Source organism: Streptomyces hundungensis (genome assembly GCF_003627815.1).
Classification (GTDB): Bacteria; Actinomycetota; Actinomycetes; order Streptomycetales; family Streptomycetaceae; genus Streptomyces; species Streptomyces hundungensis_A.
This window is the reverse complement of the sequence record NZ_CP032698.1, coordinates 2,762,194-2,784,289: the sequence shown is the minus strand read 5'-3', so window position 1 is coordinate 2,784,289 and position 22,096 is coordinate 2,762,194. Positions and strand designations below refer to the sequence as shown.

General features: G+C 69.0%; 16 protein-coding genes. 10 read left to right on the top strand and 6 right to left on the bottom strand.

Annotation, left to right across the window (positions count from 1 at the left end; all coding sequences use genetic code 11):
- Positions 1–51 precede the first annotated feature (51 nt).
- The 4 genes from DWB77_RS12285 to DWB77_RS12270 all read left to right on the top strand — a co-directional run bounded on the left by DWB77_RS12285 (position 52) and on the right by DWB77_RS12270 (position 3,838).
- A complete protein-coding gene (locus DWB77_RS12285) occupies positions 52–582 on the top strand; it encodes an Lrp/AsnC family transcriptional regulator (protein ID WP_120721307.1) in 531 nt (176 codons plus the stop codon).
- Positions 583–679: 97 nt separating this feature from the next.
- A complete protein-coding gene (locus DWB77_RS12280) occupies positions 680–1,117 on the top strand; it encodes a MerR family transcriptional regulator (protein ID WP_120721306.1) in 438 nt (145 codons plus the stop codon).
- Positions 1,114–1,446 carry a thioredoxin gene (gene trxA, locus DWB77_RS12275; RefSeq protein ID WP_120721305.1) on the top strand — a complete coding sequence of 111 codons (333 nt, stop codon included), beginning with the start codon at positions 1,114–1,116 and terminating at the stop codon, positions 1,444–1,446. Before DWB77_RS12280 ends, trxA begins: the two co-directional genes overlap by 4 nt.
- 160 nt (positions 1,447–1,606) lie before the next feature.
- A complete protein-coding gene (locus DWB77_RS12270) occupies positions 1,607–3,838 on the top strand; it encodes a HelD family protein (RefSeq protein ID WP_246033505.1) in 2,232 nt (743 codons plus the stop codon).
- 53 nt (positions 3,839–3,891) lie between these two features.
- On the opposite strand, the gene DWB77_RS12265 is transcribed toward DWB77_RS12270, so the two are convergent.
- The 5 genes from DWB77_RS12265 to DWB77_RS12245 all read right to left on the bottom strand — a co-directional run bounded on the left by DWB77_RS12265 (position 3,892) and on the right by DWB77_RS12245 (position 7,049).
- Positions 3,892–4,110, bottom strand: a complete 219-nt coding sequence (locus DWB77_RS12265) for a hypothetical protein (protein WP_120727693.1) — start codon at positions 4,108–4,110, stop codon at positions 3,892–3,894.
- 94 nt (positions 4,111–4,204) lie between these two features.
- Positions 4,205–5,053, bottom strand: a complete 849-nt coding sequence (locus tag DWB77_RS12260; protein WP_120721303.1) for a helix-turn-helix domain-containing protein — start codon at positions 5,051–5,053, stop codon at positions 4,205–4,207.
- 15 nt (positions 5,054–5,068) lie between these two features.
- Positions 5,069–5,593 (bottom strand): DUF6879 family protein, encoded by a 525-nt coding sequence (locus DWB77_RS12255; RefSeq protein ID WP_120721302.1) that lies wholly within the window; start codon positions 5,591–5,593, stop codon positions 5,069–5,071.
- Positions 5,565–5,807, bottom strand: coding sequence for a hypothetical protein (locus DWB77_RS12250; protein WP_120721301.1), 243 nt, complete (start codon positions 5,805–5,807; stop codon positions 5,565–5,567). Before DWB77_RS12250 ends, DWB77_RS12255 begins: the two co-directional genes overlap by 29 nt.
- A 159-nt stretch (positions 5,808–5,966) precedes the next feature.
- Positions 5,967–7,049 (bottom strand): LacI family DNA-binding transcriptional regulator, encoded by a 1,083-nt coding sequence (locus DWB77_RS12245; RefSeq protein ID WP_120721300.1) that lies wholly within the window; start codon positions 7,047–7,049, stop codon positions 5,967–5,969.
- 212 nt (positions 7,050–7,261) lie between these two features.
- Between DWB77_RS12245 and DWB77_RS12240 the strand changes: the two genes are divergently transcribed.
- The 6 genes from DWB77_RS12240 to DWB77_RS12215 all read left to right on the top strand — a co-directional run bounded on the left by DWB77_RS12240 (position 7,262) and on the right by DWB77_RS12215 (position 16,961).
- A complete protein-coding gene (locus DWB77_RS12240) occupies positions 7,262–8,557 on the top strand; it encodes an ABC transporter substrate-binding protein (RefSeq protein WP_120721299.1) in 1,296 nt (431 codons plus the stop codon).
- Between the two features lie 188 nt (positions 8,558–8,745).
- On the top strand, positions 8,746–9,705 hold the full coding sequence (locus tag DWB77_RS12235) for a carbohydrate ABC transporter permease (RefSeq protein WP_120721298.1): 960 nt from the start codon (positions 8,746–8,748) through the stop codon (positions 9,703–9,705).
- Complete coding sequence (locus tag DWB77_RS12230; protein WP_120721297.1) at positions 9,705–10,604, top strand: carbohydrate ABC transporter permease; 900 nt, start codon at positions 9,705–9,707, stop codon at positions 10,602–10,604. The genes DWB77_RS12235 and DWB77_RS12230 overlap by 1 nt, the downstream gene beginning before the upstream one ends.
- 59 nt (positions 10,605–10,663) lie before the next feature.
- Entirely contained in the window at positions 10,664–11,899 is a 1,236-nt protein-coding gene (locus tag DWB77_RS12225) for a glycoside hydrolase 5 family protein (protein WP_120721296.1), read from the top strand.
- A gap of 22 nt (positions 11,900–11,921) precedes the next feature.
- Complete coding sequence (locus DWB77_RS12220) at positions 11,922–13,925, top strand: endo-beta-N-acetylglucosaminidase (RefSeq protein ID WP_120721295.1); 2,004 nt, start codon at positions 11,922–11,924, stop codon at positions 13,923–13,925.
- A gap of 30 nt (positions 13,926–13,955) precedes the next feature.
- A complete protein-coding gene (locus DWB77_RS12215; protein WP_120721294.1) occupies positions 13,956–16,961 on the top strand; it encodes an alpha-mannosidase in 3,006 nt (1,001 codons plus the stop codon).
- Between the two features lie 81 nt (positions 16,962–17,042).
- Here the strand turns inward: DWB77_RS12215 and DWB77_RS38875 are convergent, their stop codons facing one another.
- A complete protein-coding gene (locus DWB77_RS38875) occupies positions 17,043–21,371 on the bottom strand; it encodes an FG-GAP-like repeat-containing protein (RefSeq protein WP_246033504.1) in 4,329 nt (1,442 codons plus the stop codon).
- Between the last annotated feature and the right edge of the window lie 725 nt (positions 21,372–22,096).

Sequence of the window (22,096 nt, the reverse complement as noted above, 5' to 3'; positions counted from 1 at the left end):
TTTCCCGGATACCAGTGTTACGTTGACGGCCCGGGGACTGAAGGGGGAAACATGGGAGATCTCACCGCCGTACCAAAAGAACCACGGCATTCGCGTACCGCCGCCAACGATTCGTCAGCGGGCTTCGATCCGGTCGATTGGCAGCTGCTCGACGTCGTCCAGCGGGAGGGCCGGATCAAGCTCAGCGAGCTGGGCCGACGGGTCCGGCTGAGCCCTGCCGCGGTCACGGAGCGGCTGCGCCGGCTGGAGGCGAGCGGCGCGATCACCGGGTACGGGGCGCGGGTCGATCCGGCCCGGCTCGGCTACGGCATCCAGGCGTTCATCCGGGTCAGCCCACACGGCGGCTACAACCTGAAGCACCCCAGAACTCTGGAGCTGATGGACCGGCCGGAGGTCATCGAGGTGCACCACGTGGTGGGCGAGGACTGCTGGATCATCAAGGTGGCCGTGGCTGACACCATCCACCTGGAGGAGATCCTGGAGCAGACCTCGGCGCTGGGCCGCACGACGACGTCGATCGTGCTCTCCTCGCCGGTCGGCGGCCGGGAGGGAAAGCCGCTGCTCCCACCGGCAGGCCGTTGAAGGGGCCGCCGCTGAACGGACCGGGCCCGCCGGACCCCGCATCCCACATGCCGTCACGCTTGCCTTGACGCCGACGGCAAGGATTACCGTCCTTGTCATGCGCATCGGCGAACTCGCGGCGCGGGCCGGGACGACCACCCGCACGCTTCGGTACTACGAGTCGCGCGGCCTGCTGGCCGCGCGGCGCACCGACAACGGCTACCGGACGTACGACGAGAACGACCTGCGGCTGCTCCAGCAGATCAGGACCCTTCAGGACTTCGGGTTCGAGTTGGAGGAGACCCGGCCGTTCGTGGAGTGCCTGCGGGCGGGCCATCCGGCCGGGGACACCTGTCCCGCGTCGCTCGCCGTGTACCGCCGCAAGCTGACCGAGCTCGACGCGCTGATCGGCGAACTCAGCGCCGTACGCGCCCAGGTGGGCGAGGAGCTGGCCCGGGCCGAAGTACTGGCCGCGGCGCAGGTTCCGGGCGGCCCGGAGCCGCTCTGCGAGTTGAGTCCGCCGACCCCGCCCCACACCGAGGAGACGACGCAATGATCAAGGCAGCAGGCGTGGACGAGGTCACCGACGCGACCTTCCACGCGGAAGTGATGGAGGCCGGGCTTCCGGTCCTGGTGGAGTTCACGGCCGACTGGTGCCCGCCGTGCCGGCAGATCGCGCCCGTGCTGAGCGCCGTGGCGGCGGAGGAGGCGGACCGGCTGAAGATCGTCCAGATCGACGTGGACACCAACCCCGAGACGACCGCGAAGTACGGCGTCCTGTCGATGCCCACCCTGATGGTCTTCCGCGCGGGCGAGCCCGTGAAGTCGATGGTGGGCGCGCGGCCGAAGCGACGGCTGTTGCAGGAGCTGGAAGACGTCATCTGACCGTTCCCGCGGACGCGCGGACGCGGGAACCAAAAAGGAATGCCCCGGATGAATTGACATCCGGGGCATTCCCTTGCGTATATTAGGTGTTTCGTGTCTCCGAATGAATGCAAGCCACGAAGAAGCCTTATGGAAACACTGTACCGCGTCAGGAGTGGAATTGTCAACCGAGGAATTCCGGAAGGAACAGCAATTCATCACCGGTCTCTACGCCCGCCTCGACGAGCTGCGTGATCAGGCGGAGGCCGCGACGCAGACGGCGTTGGCGCAGGTCGGGACCGGTCAGCAGGCCCGGCTTGAGCGCGATGTGCTGGTGGCCGAGCAGTCGGGCCTGCTCGCCGCCCTGAACGCGGGAGAGAACGGACTGTGTTTCGGGCGGCTCGATTTCCGCGACGGTACGACGCATCACGTGGGACGCATCGGAATCCGCAGGAATGATCGGGAACGCACCCCGCTGGTGGTCGACTGGCGCGCCGATGTCGCCCGCCCCTTCTATCTCGCGACCGGATATTCCCCCATGGGATTGCGGCGCAGGCGCCACATCAGCACCGAGGGACGCACCGTCACGGCGCTGCACGACGAACTCCTCGACCTGACGGACGCGGAGCGCACCGGCCACGAGGGCGCCAACGCGGACGAGGTGCTGCTCGCCGCGCTCGACGCGGCCCGCACCGGCCGGATGCACGACATCGTGCAGACCATCCAGGCCGAGCAGGACCGCATCATCCGCGCACCGCACCGCGGCGTGCTCGTCGTGGAGGGCGGCCCCGGCACCGGAAAGACCGTGGTCGCCCTGCACCGGGCGGCGTATCTCCTGTACGAGCACCGGGAGTTGCTGGCCCGCAGGGCCGTGCTCGTCGTCGGGCCCAACCCGGCGTTCCTCGGCTACATCGGGGACGTACTGCCCTCGCTCGGCGAGACCGGGGTGCTCCTGTCGACGATGTCCGAGCTGTTCCCCGGCGTGCACGCGAGCGGCACCGACACCCCCGAGGCGGCCGAGATCAAGGGCCGCGCGGACATGGCCGACGTGCTCGCGCGGGTCGTACGCGACCGCCAGACCGTGCCCGAGCGGTTCGTCGAGATCCCGCACGACGGCTACGGCACGCTCCAGCTCGACCGCGCGATGGCCGAGGACGCCCGGTGGAAGGCGCGTGAGAGCGGCTTCCCGCACAACCTGGCCCGGCCGCACTTCGCCTTCCACATCATCGACGCCCTCACCGCGCAACTGGTGGAGCGGATCGGCGCCGACCCCTTCGGCGGACCGAACCTGCTCGGTCCCGACGACGCCGCCCAGATGGGCAAGGAGATCGCGACGAGCCGGGAGGTGCACGCCGCGATCGAGACGCTCTGGCCCCTGCTGACGCCGCAGGAACTCGTGGCGGACTTCCTCGCCGAGCCGACCCATCTGCCGGACGCCGAGGCCAAGTTGATCCGGCGCGAAGGCGACACCTGGACGCCCGCGGACGTACCGCTGCTCGACGAGGCGGCCGAACTGCTCGGCGAGGACGACAGTGCCGCACGGGCTGCCGCCGAGGCCGAGCGCCAGGAGCGGATCGCCTACGCGCAGGGCGTGCTCGACCTCTCCGCCGGATCGGAGTCGTACGAGTTCGAGGACGAGGAGTCCGAGGTGCTCGCGGCGCACAACATCATCGACGCCGAGCGGATGGCCGAGCGCCACGAGGAGGCCGACCACCGCAGCGCCGCCGAACGGGCCGCCGCCGACCGCACCTGGGCGTTCGGCCACATTATCGTCGACGAGGCCCAGGAGCTCTCGGCGATGGCCTGGCGCCTGCTGATGCGGCGCTGCCCGACCCGCTCGATGACCCTGGTCGGCGACCCGGCGCAGACCGCGGACGCGGCGGGGCTGGGTTCCTGGGAGCGCATCCTCGCTCCGTACGTCGCCGAGGGGAACTGGGAGCACGTACGCCTCGGCGTCAACTACCGTACGCCGGCGGAGATCATGGAGGTGGCGGCCGAGGTGTGCCGGGCGGCGGACCCGTCCTTCGTCCCGCCCAGCTCCGTCCGCTCCACCGGGGTACGCCCCTGGGCCCGCCGCGTCGCCCCCGACGCGCTGGCCTCGGCGGTGGCGGACGCCACGACATCCTGGCGCGGTACGGGCCGCCTCGCCGTGATCGCCCCGGGCCCCCTCCACCCCGCCCTCCTCGCGGCCCTGCCCGACGCGGCATGGGGCGCCACCCCCGACCTGACGAGCGAGGTGGTCCTGCTCGACCCCCGCCAGGCGAAGGGGCTCGAATTCGACTCGGTGCTGGTCGTGGAGCCGGGGGAGTACGGGGTGAGCGACCTGTATGTCGCGCTGACCCGGGCTACGCAGCGGCTCGGGGTGCTGTATTCGGGGGTACTGCCGGGGGCGCTGGGGGGTTTGGAGGGCTGATTTTTCCCCACCCCGCCCCTTCCCGAAACCCTCCGGGGGATGGGGCCGGGCTGTCATCTCTCGGCGCGGGCGGGCGCGTGGGGGTGGTTGCGGATCTCCGCGGCGGCGTCATAGGCCCGGCTGTACTCGCGCGCCGCGCGCGCCACCGCCAACTCCTTGGCGAGCGCGGCACAGACCCCGCAGCCGGGGGCGGGGGAGCAGCCGTAGAGGTACTCCTCGACGAAGTCGGCCAGTTCGACGGCCGGTTGGGGGTAGGTCGGTGGGTCCGTCATGGTCGTGTCGCCCATCCGTCGCGTGGTTCGATGACGACCACGGTAGGAAGTCGGGTGTGGCAACACCTAGTGAGTTCTACTGAGTTCCACGAGTTCACTCCAGCGCGTCGATGGCGGCGGTGATCAAAGACCGGGCCTCGGCGCCGTGCACGGCGAGTTTGGCGAATTCGCCGAACGCTTTGACGTACTGCCCGACTTCGGACGGCGCGGTCACGTTCACCTGTGCCGTCAGTAGCTCGACCTGGGCCTGTTGCTCGTCGTAGATGCTGAACGTCTCGATCATCCACATGCGGCGTTCGGCGGTGAAGGGGATCACGCCCAGAGACACGGACGGAAGTGCCATGGCCGAGAGCAAGTGGCCCAACTGCCCTGCCATCGCCTCGGCGTCGCCCACGCGGTGACGGAGAACCGCCTCTTCGACCAGCAGGGCGAAGCGATGGTTTCCTTCGCGGATCACGCGCGAGCGGTCCAGCCGGGCCGCCACCGCTTCGGACACGTCGTTCGGGGCGTCGCGGAACGCGGTGATGGATCCGAGCAACGCACGTGCGTAGCCGTCCGTTTGCAGCAGTCCCGGAACGACGTTGGAGCAGTAGATCCGAAACAACCGGGTGCGCTCGAAGAGCGGGACGTACGACTCCTGGAGCCGACGCAAACCGGTGCGTTGGAGCCGTCGCCATTCGACGTACATGTTGTCTGCCGAGCGGGAGGCCGCGATCAGGTCCGCGGCCAGCCCGTCGGCATCACAAGCCCGGCACCATGCTCGGATGTCGTCATCGGACGGGGGCGTTACGGCGTTCTCGAGGCGGGAGACCTTGGACTTGTACCAACCTGTGCGATCGGCGATGTCGGTGGCGGTCAGGTTCGCATCCCTGCGGAGCTCCCGTAGCCGGTCAGCGACCCTCTTGCGGGCAGACTGGACACTTGAGGACGGCGACGTGGGCATGTGCTGTGGTGGCCGTCAAACCCGGTATTCGGCGTGCGGCGTCGCCCTGCTCCAGACGCTCTGGAAAGCGTCAGCGCACAGCTTGGCCACGGCGGGTTCGTCGGATACCTCGTCGCCTAGGTAAGCCCCGTCGCCCGCGAAGTAGCCGAACCTGACGAGATGGTCGTCGAACAGCCAGAAGTCGTTGCCGGGCAGTGCCAGGTCCGAGGCCTTGCGGCGGGGCAGCCACCGAACCTCTTCGCCGGCCGCCACATTGGTGAACGTGCCGTCGTAGAGGTACTTCGTGTACTCGCTGACCGGTTCCGAGACGATTCGGGCACGCCGGATGACAACACCCCGGGCGACGGTTTCAGCGACCATGTCGAGCCACGGACGCCACCATGACGCACGGTCGTCCGGGTCGGGACGGTGCCCCGCCTTCCACGCCGCGACGCGGGGTGCCTCGTCCGGGTCGTCATAGTGGTCCCGCATCTCAAGATGCAGGGCCGAGTGCTGACAACCCGCCAACAACTCAGCGAACGGCGGCGCGCTCCGCCACATCACATGCCTCCCTGATAGCGGCCACCATGCTCAGCGGCAGCCGTACCACCGATTCGTATGCGGGAACGGGTCCGGTCACCAGGCACTCGGTCAACGTGTGCTCGTCAGCGGTGCGGCCCTGGAACACCAACTCGTGGGTCTCTTCGTCGACCCACGCCGTGGGACAGTTCGCCCCATCCGTGTTCGGATCTTTCGCGATGAACCGTAGTGCCATGGCTCCTCCAGCCCGGTGCGGTTCCACATGGTTCTATGACCATCGCCCGGACTCGCCGAGAGCGTCAAGGGGGCCTGCACTTCGGTCATTTGAGCCCGCAGCGCTTGGTGACGGAAGCACCCCGTCACGAGCGGAGCTGGTGTGAAAGGCCACCCGGGCCTACTGGCCCGGAGGCGACCCCGTGCTTTCGCGGGGCTGTAGCTGCGGCAGTGGGTCCTGGAGTTGGCGGGGGGCGCTGCCGTCGAGGAGGGCCAGGAGTTCGGACGCGGCCCGGCCGCCGAACTCGTCCGCCTTGCGGACCAGCGCCGTCAGTTGGGGATGCAGCGTGTGGCAGATCGGGGAGTCCTCCCAGGACACCACCGAGACGTCCCTCGGGATCAGCAGCCCCCGCTCCGCCGCCACGCTGACCGCCGCCACCGCCATCACCTCGTTGTCGCAGATGAGGGCGGTCGGCGGGGTCGGCGCCGAGAACAGGCGGCGGGCCGCCTTGGCGCCCTGGCGGTCCGTGAAGTCCGTGGTCACGGACACCGCGTGATCGAGGCCGAGGCGCCGCGCCGCCGCACGCAGCGAGGCGATCCGGCGAGCCGTGTGGGCGAAGCCCGGCGTACCCGCGATGTGGCCGATGCGGCGGTGGCCGAGGCCGTACAGATGACGGACGATCAGATCCATCGCCCCGGAGTCGTCGGCCCAGATGTTGGACAGCCGTGCCTGGCGGGGGAGTTGGGGCGCGCCCGGATTGCCCGGCGCCTCCATTCCGCCGATGATCACGGCCGGCAGGCCGAGTACCGCGAGGGTCTCGGGCCGGGGGTCCGAGACCCGGGGGTCGACCACGATCACCCCGTCGACCCGCCGCTGCGCCCACCAGCGCCGGTACAGCTCGCACTCCGCCTGGACGTCGTCGACCATCTGGAAGACCAGCGCCTGGTCGCGCGGCGCGAGGCTCGCCTGGATGCCCGAGACGAGCTGGAGGAAGAAGGACTCCCCGCCCAGGCTGTCGGCCGGGCGGGCCAGCACCATGCCCACCGCGCCCGCGTTCTCTCCCGAGAGCGCCCGCGCCGCCGAGCTGGGCCGCCAGCCGAGCCGGTCCGCGACCCGTATGACCCGCCGACGGGTCGCGTCGGACACCCCCGGCCGGTCGTTGAGCGCGAAGGAGACGGCGCTGGTGGAGACGCCGGCCTCTCTGGCCACGTCCTTCATCGTCGGGCGGCGGGGTGGCGGCGCATCGCTTTCGATCTCGCTCATGAGGGGATGCTAACGCGCGTTGGTAACGCGGTTTAGTTAGTTCCTCACTAAACCGCCTTAGTTGACCTACAAGATTAGGGACTTTAGTCCTATTTAGCGGCTCCCACCTGCGGGTTTAGTGAATACCGGCACTTATTCGGTATTGACGTCCAATTCATAGGCGCTGCATGGTGTGCAACGTCATCGGGACGAGGCGAAGGAGTCAGCCACTCATGTCCATTCATCGCAGTGTCGCGATCCGGACGGCCGTCGGTCTCGGCGCGGCCCTCTCGCTCACCCTGCTCACCGCGTGCGGTGGCGGCGGGAGCGGAAAGGGCTCGGCCACCGACGGGAAGATCGAGGGCGAGATCAAGTTCCAGACCTGGAACCTCCGAGCCAACTTCAAGGACTACTTCGAAGGCGTCATCAAGGACTTCGAGAAAGCGAACCCCGGCGCCAAGGTGAAGTGGGTGGACCAGCCCGCCGACAACTACGCCGACAAGCTGAGCGCGGACGCCACCGCCGGCACCCTCCCCGATGTCGTGAACCTCTCCCCGGACCTCGCTTATCCGCTCGCCAAGGCCGGCACCTTGCTCAACCTGGACAAGGACAAGGTCGCCGCGAAGTTCAAGCCCGAATACCTGGACGGCGCCTGGCACGGCTTCGACATGCCGGGGCTCGACGGCTCGTACGCCTTCCCCTGGTATCTGAACACCGGCCCGCTCTTCTACAACAAGGCCATGTTCAAGGACGCCGGGCTCGACGCCGACAAGGCCCCGAAGACCTTCGACGAACTCTTCGCGGACGCAGCCCAGTTGGGCCAGAAGGGCAAGGCGACCCTCGCGCAGCCGCCGACCGTCGAGGACTTCGGACGCTACGGCGTCGAGATCATGAGCAAGGACGGCACGAAGTTCACCTTCAACGACGCCAAGGGCGTCGAGTTCCTGACGAAGTATCAGACCATGTTCAAGGAGGGCGGACTGCACAAGCAGGCGCTGACGCTCACCGCCGAGACGGCCGGGCAGAAGTTCCTCCAGCAGGAGGTCGCCATGAACCCGGGCAGCGCCCATGACCTGGAGACCTTCAAGAAGTCCGCCCCCTCGCTCTACAGCAGCCTCGGCATCACCGACGTACCGACCAACACCGGCAAGCAGAACATGTACTTGCAGGGCCTCTCGGTGAACTCGGGGAGCAAGAACACCGCGACCGCGCTCGCCTTCGCCCACTTCGTCACGGACCAGAAGAACCAGGAGGACTTCGGCCACAAGGTCGCCGTCTTCCCCAGCACCAAGGGCTCGCTCGACAAGGAGTACTGGACGAAGTCCGACGGCAGCGAGGAGGGCAAGATCCGGGTCGCCTCGGCGAAGATGCTCCCCACCGCCGTCAACTACACGCCCGTGCTGTTCAGCGACGAGATGAAGACGATCCTGCGCAACGAGATCGCCAAGTGTCTCCAGGGCAAGGAGTCGTCCAAGGAGGCCCTGGACAGCGCGGCCGCCCAGATGACCAAGCTGATCCAGCAGAAGTGACCCGGTGATCGAGAAATGAGCACCGCACATCCCAAGGGCCGGTCCCGGCCGGACATGAGCACCCCGCACCCGATCGTGCGCCCCGCACACCCGATCCGGCGGTCCCGGCAGGGCATGCGTCCCGCACATCCGACCCGGCGGTCCCGGCAGGGCATGCGTCCCGCACATCCGACCCGGCGGTCCCGGCGATGAGTGCCTCTCCTTCGACCGTCGCCGTCCAGGGGGCCGCGAGCCGCCCGCGCGCCGTGGCCCCCGGGCGGCGCGCGGGTCGCGCCGCCGGCCGTACGCACCGGGCGTTCAGCCCCTGGCTGTTCCTCGCGCCGGGCCTCCTGATCACCCTCGCCTTCAACCTCTACCCGTTCCTCGCCACGGTGTGGAAGTCGTTCACCGACGCCCGCACCCTCACCCCCGGCACCTTCGTCGGCCTCGACAACTTCACGGCGCTCCTGGACGACGACCAGTTCTGGGTCGCCCTGCGCAACAGTGCGCTCTACGTGGTCCTGGTCGTGCCCTGTCTGGTGTTCCTTCCGCTGCTCCTCGCCCTTCTGGTGCAGCGGCACATCCCCGGCATCGCGTTCTTCCGGTCCGCCTACTACACGCCCGTCGTGGCGTCCGTGGTGGTCGTCGCCCTGATGTGGGTGTGGATGCTGGACGACCGCGGCTTCATCAACGGCGTGCTCCGCATGGTGGGCGTCGATCCGGTGCCGTTCCTGTCCAACCAGTGGCTGCTGCTGCTCAGTTCGATGGCCCTGACCGTGTGGAAGGGCCTCGGCTACTACATGATCATTTACCTGGCGGCGCTCGCGAACGTACCGAGGGAACTCCACGAGGCCGCCGAGGTGGACGGCGCCGGGCCGATCCGCCGCTTCGTCTCCATCACCATGCCGTCCGTGCGCTCCACGATGGTCCTGGTCGGCGCGCTCTCCTCGGTCTCCGCCTTCAAGGTCTTCACCGAGGTCTTCATGATCGCCGGTCCGACCGGCGGCCCCGGCGGCGCCGACACCACCCTGGTCATGCTCATCCAGCGGGCCGGCACCGGCCTCCAGGGCCGCACCGGCTACGCCTCCGCCATGTCGATCGTGCTGTTCCTGCTGACGCTGGTCCTGATGCTCCTCGTGCTGCGGGCCGACCGTAAGGACAAGGACTGATGGCCGCCGCCGCTCAAGCCCCCGCCCCTGCCCCCGACGTCCGGCCCCACCGGACCCGCACCCGCACCCGCACCCGTGCCCCCCGCTGGCGCACGGCCCTGCGGTATGCGGCACTCGTGACCGTGCTGCTGATCATGATCGGGCCGTTCCTGTGGCAGCTCTCCACCTCGTTCAAGGGCACCACCGAGGACATCTACACCTCACCGCCCCGGCTGCTGCCCGCCCACCCCACCTTCGCCAACTACGGTGACGTCGCCGACACCATCCCGGTCTGGGACTTCATCCTGAACTCGGTGAAGGTGGCCGTCGCCAACGTCGCGACCAATGTGATCGGCGCCGCGATGGCCGGATACGCCCTCGCCCGCCTCCGCTTCCGGGGCAGGAAAACCGCCGGGCTCGTCTTCGTCCTGGCCCTCCTGGTGCCGATGGAAGCCACCATGCTGGCCCAGTTCGCGACCATGCGGAGCCTGGAGCTCAACAACACCCTGATCGCCGTGGTGCTGCCCGGCTGCATCGGCGCGATGAACGTGCTCCTGATGCGCAACGCCTTCGGCGCCCTGCCGTACGAGATCGAAGAGGCGGCAGTCGTCGACGGCGCCAACGTGTGGCAGCGCTTCACCCGCATCGCGCTGCCCGCCGTCAAGGGCACCCTCGCGGTCGTCGCGATCTTCTCCTTCATGGGCGCCTGGGACGACTTCCTGTGGCCCCTGATCGTGCTCTCCGACTCCGACCACTTCACGCTGACCGTGGGCCTGAACTTCCTGCACGGCACGTTCTCCAACGACCAGCGCATCGTCGCCGCGGGCACCATCATCGCCGTCGCCCCGCTGATCGTGATGTTCGCCTGCCTCCAGCGGTTCTTCTTCCGCGGGGTCGGCGAGGGCGCGGTCAAGGGCTGAAGCGCGCCCGGCCGACGACGCCAACTCCCCTTCCGCAGAACGACCTTGGAGTCCACCCCATGGCAGCCCCGCGCTTCGGCGTCAACTACACGCCCAGCCAAGGCTGGTTCCACCACTGGCTCGACTACGACCCGGACGCGGTGCGCGCCGACCTCGACTCGATCGCCGCGCTCGGCCTCGACCACGTACGGGTCTTCCCGCTCTGGCCCTACTTCCAGCCCAACCGCACCCTCATACGCCCGCGCGCGGTCGAGCACCTCCTCGACCTCGCCGACGCGGCCGCCGAGCGCGGCCTGGACGTCAATGTCGACGGACTCCAGGGGCATCTGTCGAGCTTCGACTTCCTGCCCGCCTGGACCAGGACCTGGCACCGGCGCAACCTGTTCACCGACCCCGACGTCGTCGAAGGGCAGGCCGACTATCTGCGCACCCTGGCCGCCGCCCTCGCCGACCGGCCCAACTTCATCGGCATGACCCTCGGCAACGAGATCAACCAGTTCTCCGCGGGCCCCCACCCCGACCCCGACCGGGCCACCGAGGCCGAGACCGACCGCTGGCTCGGGCGGATGCTGGCGGCCTGCGAGGAGGGCGCCCCGGGCAAGCTGCACCTGCACGCCGAGTACGACGCGTGCTGGTACCAGGACGACATGCCGTTCACCCCCGCCCAGGCCGCCCGGCGCGGCGCGGTGACCGCCGTGCACTCGTGGGTCTTCAACGGCACCGCACAGCGCCACGGCCGTCACTCGGTGCCCAGCGAGCACCACGCCGCCTATCTCGTCGAACTGTCCAAGGCGTGGGCGAGCGATCCGCGCCGCCCGGTCTGGCTCCAGGAGGTCGGCGCCCCGGCGCCGCTGGTGCCGCCCGCGCACGCCGCCGCCTTCACCGAGGCCACCGTCGCCAACGCCCTGGACTGCCCCGACCTGTGGGGCATCACCTGGTGGTGCTCCCACGACGTCTCGCGCGATCTCGCCGACTTCCCCGAACTCGAATACGGGCTAGGCCTGTTGACCAACGACCGCCGCCCCAAGGACACCGCCCGGGTGCTCGCCCGGGCCGCGGCCGCCGTGCGCGCGGGGGCTAACGTCCCCGCGCCCCGTGCGACCGCCCTGGTCGTGCCCGACGACCCCGCGGCCCGCTCGCGGTGCGGCCCCGGCGGCTCCGTCTTCGAGGCGTTCTTCCGGCTCACCGCCGACGGCGCCCGCCCCACCACCGTCCTCGCGAGCCGCGCCGACGACACCGCGCACCTCGCGGCCCGCGGCATCACCGCCGTCGTCACCCCCGACCAGGTCCGGTAACGCTGCCTCCAGGAGGCTCCCCGTGCACCACCACCCCACCAGACGCGCCGTGGTCCTCGCCGGCGCCGCGGCCGCACTCGCCCCGGCACTGCCCGCCCGGGCCGCAACTTCCGTCGCGCCCAAGGCAGTTCAGTCGTACGCCTCCTACTGGTACCCGGACTCGCTGCCCCCGGGCACCCCCGGTGAAGGCATCACCTGGCGCTCGCTGAAGTCCTGGCGCGCGGCCACCGACACCGACCTCGCCTTCAACGCCGCGTCCGTGCCGCTCGCCCCCCGCTTCACCCCCATCCCCGCGAACCCGACCGCCCGCGCCGGCCAGGCCCGTATCCAGTCCCTCGTCTCCTTCGGCCCCACCGCCGCCAACCCCTCCCAGGGATCCGCCACCGCCGACTACTACGCCCTCACGCACTGGGCGTACATCGACGAGCTGGTCTTCTGGGGCGGCTCCTCGGGCGAGGGTCTGATCCTCGCGCCCAACGCGCCGATCGTGGACGCCGCCCACCGGCACGGCGTGCCCGTCCTCGGCAATGTGTTCCTGCCCCCGGTCGCCTACGGCGGGCAGCTCCAGTGGACCCGCGACCTCGTCCAGAAGGACGCGGCCGGCCGCTACCCGCTGGCCGCCAGACTGGTCGCGGTCGCCGCCGCGTACGGCTTCGACGGCTGGTTCGTCAACGCCGAGACCGACGGCGGCACCACCGCCCTCGCCACCGACATGCTCGGCTTCCTGACCGAGCTCAAGAGGCTCGGCGCGGCCGAGGGGCAGCGCGTCACCTGGTACGACGCGATGACCACCAACGGCTCGGTGAGCTGGCAGGGCGCGCTCAACGACCGGAACCAGGCCTTCTTCAAGGCCGCCGACACCATGTTCCTCGACTTCCGCTGGTCGCCCGCGACCCTGGCGTCATCCGCCGCCAAGGCCGAACAACTGGGGCGTGAAAGACGTGAGGTGTGGGCCGGCGTGGACGTCGAGTCCCGCGGCTACGACACCCCCGTGGACTGGGACGCCATCGTGCCCACGAACAAACCGCACACCGTCTCGTACGGCTTCTACCGGCCCGAGTGGACCCGCAACCACCTGCCCGCGACCCGCACGCCCGGCGACTTCCACGCGGCCGACGACCGCTTCTGGACCGGCCCCACCCTCGACCCCTCGCGCCCCGACCCCGCCGCGAGCTGGCGGGCCCCCGCCACGGCCGTCGCCGACCGGTCGACGGTGAGCGGACTGCCCTTCGCCAGCACCTTCAACACCGGGCACGGACTGCGCTGGTACGACGGCGGCCGGGTCACCTCGCCCGCCCAGTGGAACCATCTGGGCCTCCAGGACCGCCTCCCGTCCCGCCGCTGGATCACCCGTACCGAGGGCCAACACCCCACCGTCACCCTGGACTTCGCGGACGCCTGGCGCGGCGGCAGCAGCGTCCTGGTCGCCGGGACGCCGGGAGCGCCCGTCACCCTCGACCTGTACGCCACTCGGCTGCCGTTGTCGAGGCGTACGGTCGTCGAACTCACCCACCGCGCCGCCGCGGCGGTCACCGTGGAACTCGCCGTCGCCACCGCGGAACCCGCCGCGCCGGGCCAACCCCAGCCGTACCGGTATCTGCCCGCCGGCACCCTGAAGGCGGGCGCCTGGACCACCACGCGTCTGTCGCTCGCCGCCCTGTCCGGCACGGTGCGGGCGATCGGCGTACGCCTCACCGCCCCCGGCCCGCTGGACTATCGCCTGGGCGCCCTCGCGGTTCATGACGAGCCCCAAGTACCCGCCCGACCAAGGGGGTTGAAGGTAGCCGCTGGGACGGACGGGCTGCGCTTCACCTGGCGTGGCGCCCCCGGACCCGTACGCCACTACGAGCTGCACCGGGTCCTGCCGGACGGCACCCGGCGCTTCCTCGGCGGCACCTGCCAGAACGCGTACTACGTGCCCGGCGCCGTAGCCGAACCGGGGGAGAAGTCGGCACGCTTCGAGGTACGGGCGGTGGGGGAGCTCTACACGGTCTCCGGCCCCGCCCCGGCCGTCCACCCCTGGTAGTCCCACCCCATCCGAAACGGAGCACCCCTCATGCATGACGACCGCGGCCTGGTCGAAGCCCGCCTCAAGCGCGTTCTGGACGAGCGCGTCCGCCCCGCCGTGTACCCCGAGTCGGTGCCGCTGGAGGTCGCCGTCTGGAACGCGCCGGGGGAGCCGGTGAGTGTGGCGGAGGGCCTGGCCGCGCCGGTGACGCCGGCCGCGGTCGGTGACCCCTGGGGCCCGCCCTGGGGCACCAGTTGGTTCCGGGTGAGCGGGACCGTACCGCGGGAGTGGGCGGGCAGAACGGTGGAGGCACTCCTCGACCTCGGCTTCGACGAGAACATGCCCGGCTTCCAGTGCGAGGGCCTGGTCTACCGGCCCGACGGCACCCCGGTGAAGGGCCTCAACCCGCGCAACCAGTGGGTACGCGTCGGCGCCCCGGCCGAGGGGGGCGAAGAGGTCGTGCTGCACATCGAGGCCGCCTCCAACCCGGTCCTGCTCGACTACCACCCCTTCGTGCCGACGCGGCTCGGTGACATCGAGACCGCGCACCGCGACCCGCTGTACCGCCTGGCCCGGATGGACCTCGCGGTCTTCGACGAGACGGTGTGGCACCTGGTCATCGACCTGGAGGTGCTGGGCGAGCTGATGGCGGAGCTGCCCGTGGACTCAGGCCGGCGCCACGACGTCCTGCGCGCGGTGGACCGGGCGCTCGACGCGCTCGACCTCCAGGACGTGGGCGGCACGGCTGAGGCGGCCCGCGCCTGTCTGGTCGATGTCCTGGCGCGGCCCGCCGAACCCTCGGCGCACCGGATCAGCGCGGTCGGCCACGCACACATCGACTCGGCCTGGCTGTGGCCACTGCGCGAGACGGTGCGCAAGGTGGCGCGTACGACGTCCAACATGACGGCGCTCCTGGACGACGAGAGCGAGTTCATCTTCACCATGTCCCAGGCCCAGCAGTGGGCGTGGATCAAGGAGCACCGGCCCGAGGTGTGGGCGAAGGTGGTCAAGGCGGTCGAGGGCGGCCGGTTCGTGCCGGCCGGCGGCATGTGGGTGGAGGCCGACACCAACATGCCGGGCTCGGAGGCGATGGCCCGCCAGTTCGTGCACGGCAAGCGGTTCTTCCTCGACGAGTTCGGGATCGAGAACGACGAGGCGTGGCTGCCGGACACCTTCGGCTTCGCCGCGGGCCTGCCGCAGATCATCAAGGCGGCGGGCTCCAAGTGGCTGCTCACGCAGAAGATCTCCTGGTCGCAGACGAACAAGTTCCCGCACCACACCTTCCAGTGGGAGGGCATCGACGGCACCCGGATCTTCACCCACTTCCCGCCGGTCGACACCTACAACTGCGCGATGAAGGGCAGCGAAATCGCCCACGCCGCCCGGAACTTCAAGGACAAGGGCGTCGCCCGGCACTCGCTGGCGCCCACCGGCTGGGGCGACGGGGGCGGCGGCACCACCCGCGAGATGATCGCGAAGGCGGCGCGGCTGCGGGACCTGGAGGGCAGCGCGCGGGTGGTCTGGGAGACCCCGGCCGACTTCTTCGCCAAGGCGGAGGCGGAGTACGCGAACCCGCCGGTGTGGGTGGGCGAGCTGTATCTGGAGCTGCACCGGGCCACCCTGACGAGCCAGGCGAAGACGAAGCAGGGCAACCGGCGCAGCGAGCACCTGCTGCGCGAGGCCGAGCTGTGGTCGGCGACGGCGGCGGTCCGAGAGCCCGAATTCGCCTACCCCTACGCCGACTTGGACCGCATCTGGAAGACGGTCCTGCTCCACCAGTTCCACGACATCCTGCCGGGATCGTCGATCGCCTGGGTGCACCGGGAGGCGGAGAAGACGTACGCGGCGGTCGCGGCCGAGCTGACGGCCCTCATCGAGCAGGCCCAGCGCGCGCTGGCGGGGCAGGGCACCCAGCCCCTGGTCTTCAACGCGGCCCCGCACGCGCGGCACGCGGTGGCGGCGGGCGGCGCGGCGGTCGCCGAAGCCGAGGAAGCGGCCGAGCTGTCGGCCCGCCCGGACGGTGGCTTCGTCCTCGCCAACGAACGGCTGCGGGTCGAGATCGACGCGCGGGGCCTGGTCGTCTCGGCGTACGACATCGGCGCGGCCCGCGAGACGATCGCCCCGGACCGCCCCGCCAACCTCCTCCAGCTCCACCCCGACTTCCCCAACATGTGGGACGCCTGGGACGTGGACGCGTTCTACCGCAACACCGTGACGGACCTCGTCGAGGCGGACGAGGTGACACCCGGCGAGGGCGCCTCGGTGCGGGTGGTGCGCTCGTTCGGCGCCTCCAAGGTGACCCAGCTGCTCACCCTCGCACCCGGGACTTCACGCCTGGACATCCTCACCGAGGTGGACTGGCACGAGACGGAGAAGTTCCTGAAGCTGGCCTTCCCGCTGGACGTGCACGCCGAGCGGTACGCGTCCGAGACGCAGTTCGGCCACTTCTACCGGGCCACGCACACCAACACGAGCTGGGAGGCGGCCAAGTTCGAGGCGTGCAACCACCGCTTCGTGCACCTGGAGGAGCCGGGCTGGGGCGTGGCCCTGGTCACCGACTCGACATACGGCCACGACGTGACGCGCACGGTGCGCCCGGACGCGGGCACCACGACCACCCTGCGCGTCTCCCTGCTCCGCGCCCCCCGCTTCCCCGACCCCGAGACCGACCAGGGCGCGCACCGCTTCCACCACGCCCTGATCCCGGGCGCGACCATCGCCGATGCGGTGCGCGAGGGTTACGCGGTGAACCTCCCCGGGCGCGGGGTGCTCGGCGCCGGGCCGGTCTCCCCCTTGATCGAGGTCGACAACGACGCCGTGGTGGTGACGGCGGTGAAGCTGGCGGACGACGGGAGCGGGGACGTGGTGATCCGCTTCCACGAAGCCCACGGCGGCCGCGCCCGCGCCACCTTGACCCCGGGCTTCGCCACGACCGAGGTGGTGGTCACCGATCTGCTCGAACGCCCCCTCGCCGAACCGCAGCCGACGGACGGGCCGGTGCCGGTCACCCTGCGCCCGTTCGAACTGCGGACGCTGCGGTTCCGGCGGGTGTAGTTCTCCGCCCGCCCCGCACAACGAAGGGCCCCCTGCCCGGACGGATGTCCGGGCAGGGGGCCCTTCATAGCGCGCTACAGGTCAGTTGTACGGCCTGAGCAGGGTGTTGGCCGCGAAGCTCCACGAGGCCGGGGTGGTGAAGGTGTAGCCGTCGAGAGGATGGTTGAGGGTGGCGTCAGGCTTGGTGATCCAGGTGAGCATCTTGGACGTGCCGTCGCTGTAGCCGTACATGGCGCCGATGTCATCGAGGCCGTCACCATCGAAGTCGCCGGTGGTGAGTCTCATGTGGTTGTGGTCGAAGTTGCCGGCCGCGGAGAGCCAAGCTGTGGCGGAAGAGGTGATCTTGCCGCCGTGCTTCCCGTCATAGAAGTAGGTGGCGACCCCGTCATGGCCGTCGGCGTAGTCGTACCAGAGCGCCAGATCGTCGACGCCGTCGTTGTTGAAGTCGCCGGCCTGAAGGTCGATCCGGTTCAGATCGGCCCAGTTCGCGTTCGTGTAGGAGACGACGCCACCGTCCAGCCCGCCGGTGGGCGTGGCGAAGTACGTCCAGACCTTCGCGGTGCCGTCGTCGTAGACGTACCAGGCGGCGAGGTCGTCGCGGCCGTCGCCGTTGAAGTCGCCGGTCACGGCTTTGGCGTGCTTCGCGTCCCACCAGCCGGCCGGCATCGTTGAGCCGCCGAAGGGCGAGTTGAAGCCACCGCGGACGTCCGCGGTCAGTGTGAACAGCCGGTCGGATCCGTCCGAATACGAGTACCAGATACCGAGGTCGTCGCGGCCGTCGCCGTTGAAGTCCCCGGACTCCAAGGTCATGCTCCCGACATACCAGCTCCCCTTCGCCGACGTGTAGGAGAGGACGGGGAACTGGAATCCGCCGTCCGGCTTGCCGAAGGCGGTGTACACCTTCATGAGCCCGTTTCCGTAGTCGTACGTCATCGCCGCGTCCCCGCGGCCGTCACCGTTGTAGTCGCCCGTCGTGAACCGCATGCTGTTCACGTTCCAGGAGCCCACGCCCGAACTGTACGAGGAGAAGGGCTGCTTGAACGTGCCGTCGGAGTTGGTGAGGAACGTCTGGAACGCGGAGTGCCCGTCGCCATAGGTGTACCAGGACGCCATGTCACTGCGTCCATCGCCGTTGTAATCGTGTCGGATGGCGGAGCCACTGGACCACAGGGACTGGCTCTTGACGTTGTAGACGACCAGGTTGCCGCGGTCCTGCAAGAGAGCGTAGCCACCGGGAGCGGCCGTCTTCGTCTCCCACAACTTGGTGATGCCGTCTGCCTTGTAGACGACGACATTGCCGTCGCTCTGCACGATCGCAGTGGCCCCGGGGTTGCCGGCGGTGTTGGTCGACCACAGTTGCTTGTTGGCGACCGAGGAGATGACCAGATTGCCGTCGTCCTGCATGGTCAGCTTGGCGGACCGTGAAGCGAAGGACTTCCCGCTCGACAGGGTCGTTCCGGCCGGGATGCGGGATCCACCGGTGATGCCGTCGATGATGAAGCTGTCGCCGAAGGCGTAGGACGAACCAGCTGGGACCTTGCCGGGCCAGCCGATCATGGAGTTGTCGGTCTTGCGCGCCCAGAGGTCGGGCAGCCCGTCACCGGTGATGTCGCCCACAGAGCCGATGGAGGGGAAGGCGGCGGCGGTGAAACCCGCGCCGATCTTCACGCGATTCGCCGCGTCGCCCCAGGTGGTGGGGTCGAGGTTGCCGTTGGCACCCTTACGGCCGTCACTGCGGAATACGTCACCGGTGGCGTTGTCTCGCAGCCACAGGTCGACGATGCCGTCACCATTCAGGTCCCCGGGGGCCACAACGGTGTACTTGTCCCAGTCGCCGTTGCCGACCAGCACCGGGCCGTTGTCGTTGTCGAGGGTGTCCGCGGCCCTGCTGCCGTAGTACGCCCAGAGCTGCTTGCCTTCCTTGACGAGCAGGTCGGGATTGTGCTGGGGATCGTTGTTGATGTCTCCGGGGGCGATGATCTGGTCCGCGTCGAACCAGTGGTCGTCGCCGGTCCAGTCCGGTCCGAAGTCGCAGCCGAGGTCGGCGTCCTTGACCGGACATGCGACAGACAGGCCGATGGGATCGGATCGGACGACGCCCTGGCCGTTGTTGGGGTAGGCCCGCAGGACCTTCCGCTTCTCCGTGGAGTCGTACTGAAGGGCCACGAGATCGTTGTAGCCGTCCTGACCCCAGTCACCCCGTGCCGTGACCTGTCCGCCGTCGAACGAACCGCCACCGTTCGCCGCCGTGGAGAACTGGGTGTTGCCCTGGCCGGCGTAGGTCAGCAGCGTTCCGTTGGAGTCGATGTTCCAGATGTCGCTGTTGCCGTCGCCGTTCAGATCGTTCGGGCCGTCGCGGTCCTGCGAGCGCGAGGCGTAGTAGATGTAGGTGGTGGTGTCCGACCGGTTGCCCGCCTTGTCCACGCTGTAGGCGTAGACGAAGTGAGGACCGTACCCGGGGGGCTGGACGGTGACCGGTGCGCCGGGGGTGGCTTCTACAGGAGTCGGCTCGTAGTCGGTCCACCAGGTGAAGCGGGAGACATCGGTGACGCCGTTGGCGTCGAAACTGAACGTGCCGGGAGTGCGGGCCTTGCCGGTCGCGGAACTGCCGTCGGAATTGGTGGGCCAGCCGTTTTCACCGCTGGGGAACTGGGTGGAGGCGATGACCGGGGGTTTGGAGGGCCGGGTGCGGTCCACGGAGAACTTGCAGGCGTTCGACCACGAGGAGGTTGCACCGTCGGGGTCCTTGGCCTGCACCTTCCAGGTGTAGTCCCCTGTGGGCAGGTTGACGTCCGGGACCGACCAGGTTGCCACCTTGCCCTTCGCGGCCGGGATCGACTGGGTGATCGTGGGCGTGGTGGCCCCCGCCTTGAAGACCTGGAACTGGGCCGTCAGGTTTCCGGCGTCCGGGTCGTCGATCGTCGCGTACAGGCTGATCCTGGTGTTGCCGATGAGACCGCCTGCCGAGCACGAGGTCTTGGGGTTGGTGCCCAGAGCACTCGGTGTCTTCGGCGGGTTGTTGTAGACCGTCTCAAGGGTGGCGGTCTTGGCGTCGAACTTCTTCCAACCGAACGTGTCGCCCTCGTCGCCCGCGTACAGACCGAGGTTCAGGCTGCTCCAGCTCTTGCTCGCCGCCTCCCTGACCTTGGCCGTCGCGTCGAACTCCAGGTTGCCTGCCGCGCAGTCCTTGCTCCAGCCCTTGGACTCGTTGACCGTGTTCAGCCTGGTGCCCCGGGCGGGCTGGTTGTTCCACGTGGTCTTGGACGAGATCGCCCCGACGCTCCACAGCTCTACCGGCCGTGCTTGGCAGGACCAGGACCATGTGTTCTTGACACGGAACGTCGACGACTTGACCTGGGCGCCCTTGATGTTGGACGTGTCCATCTGGAAGAAGGACCGGGACAGGCCGTTCGTCTCCGCCTCGTAACCGACGCGGACGACGTCCTTGGTGTTCCAGAACGACGTGTTCGGATACTTCTTGTAGACCCGCGTCCAGTTCTGTCGCTGGCCCCAGGCCCAGGTCGGGTCGATGAAGACGGGGTACTTGGTGCCTGCATCGGTCAGCAGCGCCTGATCCGGTTTGATCTCCAGACTGTCCCCGGAGACTGTGGTCGGCATCTGCGCGTCCTTCGCGCCCGGTGCGGGGTCGAAGACGGTCGCTGGAGCGTCGGGTGCCGTATCCGTGGCCGAGAGCGTGGACTTGGCGAACTTGGCTCCTTGCGGGACAGTCGCGGAGCTGGTGGTCGTGGAGTCCCACATCAACGGCGTGGGGCTCGTGAAGACCGTCTGGCCGGCCGGGTTGACCGCCGTGATCGAGCCTGTTTGCTCATCGGTCGAGACATTCAGTCCGACCGTGTCCAACTTGTATTTCAGAGAGGCAAGTTGAGGATTTTTGGCTGCCTCCGCGGACTTGACGACGAGGAGCTGTGAGAAGCCCTCCACCTCTGCCTTGAGCTGTAGGTCGACGCCGGGCAGCACCTCGGAGTAGGTGGCCACATTGTCCGCCAGCGTAGGCTTCGGCAGAGCGCTCGGCCAAGTCAGGGTGAGGGTCCGGCCGTCCTTCACGCCTGAGAGCAGCGGTCCGGTGCCGCCGCCGGAGAACGTGACGGCGACGGTCGCGGCCCTTGGTGCGACGCTGCCGTCCGCCTTGAACGCCAGAGTCGCGTCCGTGGGCACCCAAGCTCCATCGCGCAGCATGCGCACCGGAGTCCCGTATCGCTTCAAGGACCACGTGCCGTCCGGCAGGGCCCAGGTGTCCGAGGACTCCGTACGCGCCGACGTCAACTCGAACGGCTGCCCAGTCGCCTTGGCCCTTTCCAGGGCGAAGTCCTCTGCGCTCTTGGAACCGTCGGCCACCGGATCCGGGTCGGCCGCGACCGCCGGCCGTGCCGCTGCCGTCGTCGGCAGCACAACGAGACCGGATGAAATCAGACCTGCTATTAGAGCGACAGCTACCACTCGCATTTGCGGTGGCCCTCCCGGTCGCCCTCTTCTTCGCGTCGTGTTGTACACCCCACCCATCCTTCACTTCCAAGGGAACTGCAAAGAAGACCATATAGCGTCCCGCTGACAACGAACGGGAATTCCGCAGTCTCATACAGGTGGTTAATCGCCCACCTCGGCCAAGTTGTTTGATATCCCGCAGACGGAACAAAGGGGATACACAGGGACACCGCTGGTGACCCCTTCTCACCTGGGGGTTCACCGAACCTCCACGCACCGGTCGGAGATTCATGACGGAAACGCCCGAGATATCCAACTATTTGAATGTGGTTCCTGTAATTGAAAGTGGGCGGCCTCTTTACATGCCCTGTTAAGGTCCGGAGGTTGATTCCGTAAATTGTGCAGGGGGTGGGGGCGTGGGCCTGTTCGGCGTGCGCACACTGGCGGTCACTGTGGCCGCCGCAGTCATAGCGGGGGTAGTTCCGGCCGCATCGGCGCTTGCGGCAGGAAGAGATTCCCCTCTACCGAAACCGTCGCTGAAACAGCCTGCGGCCGTGCCGGTGAAAAAGGCTGAGTCGGGTGGCACGTCGCGGCCTGACGCAGCGGCGGCGCATCCGTGGAAGTCACCGAAGGTGTCGTGGCCCAGTGCCAGTTCGGCCGTGGTCGATCCCGCCGTGGCGGGGCGAACGAAG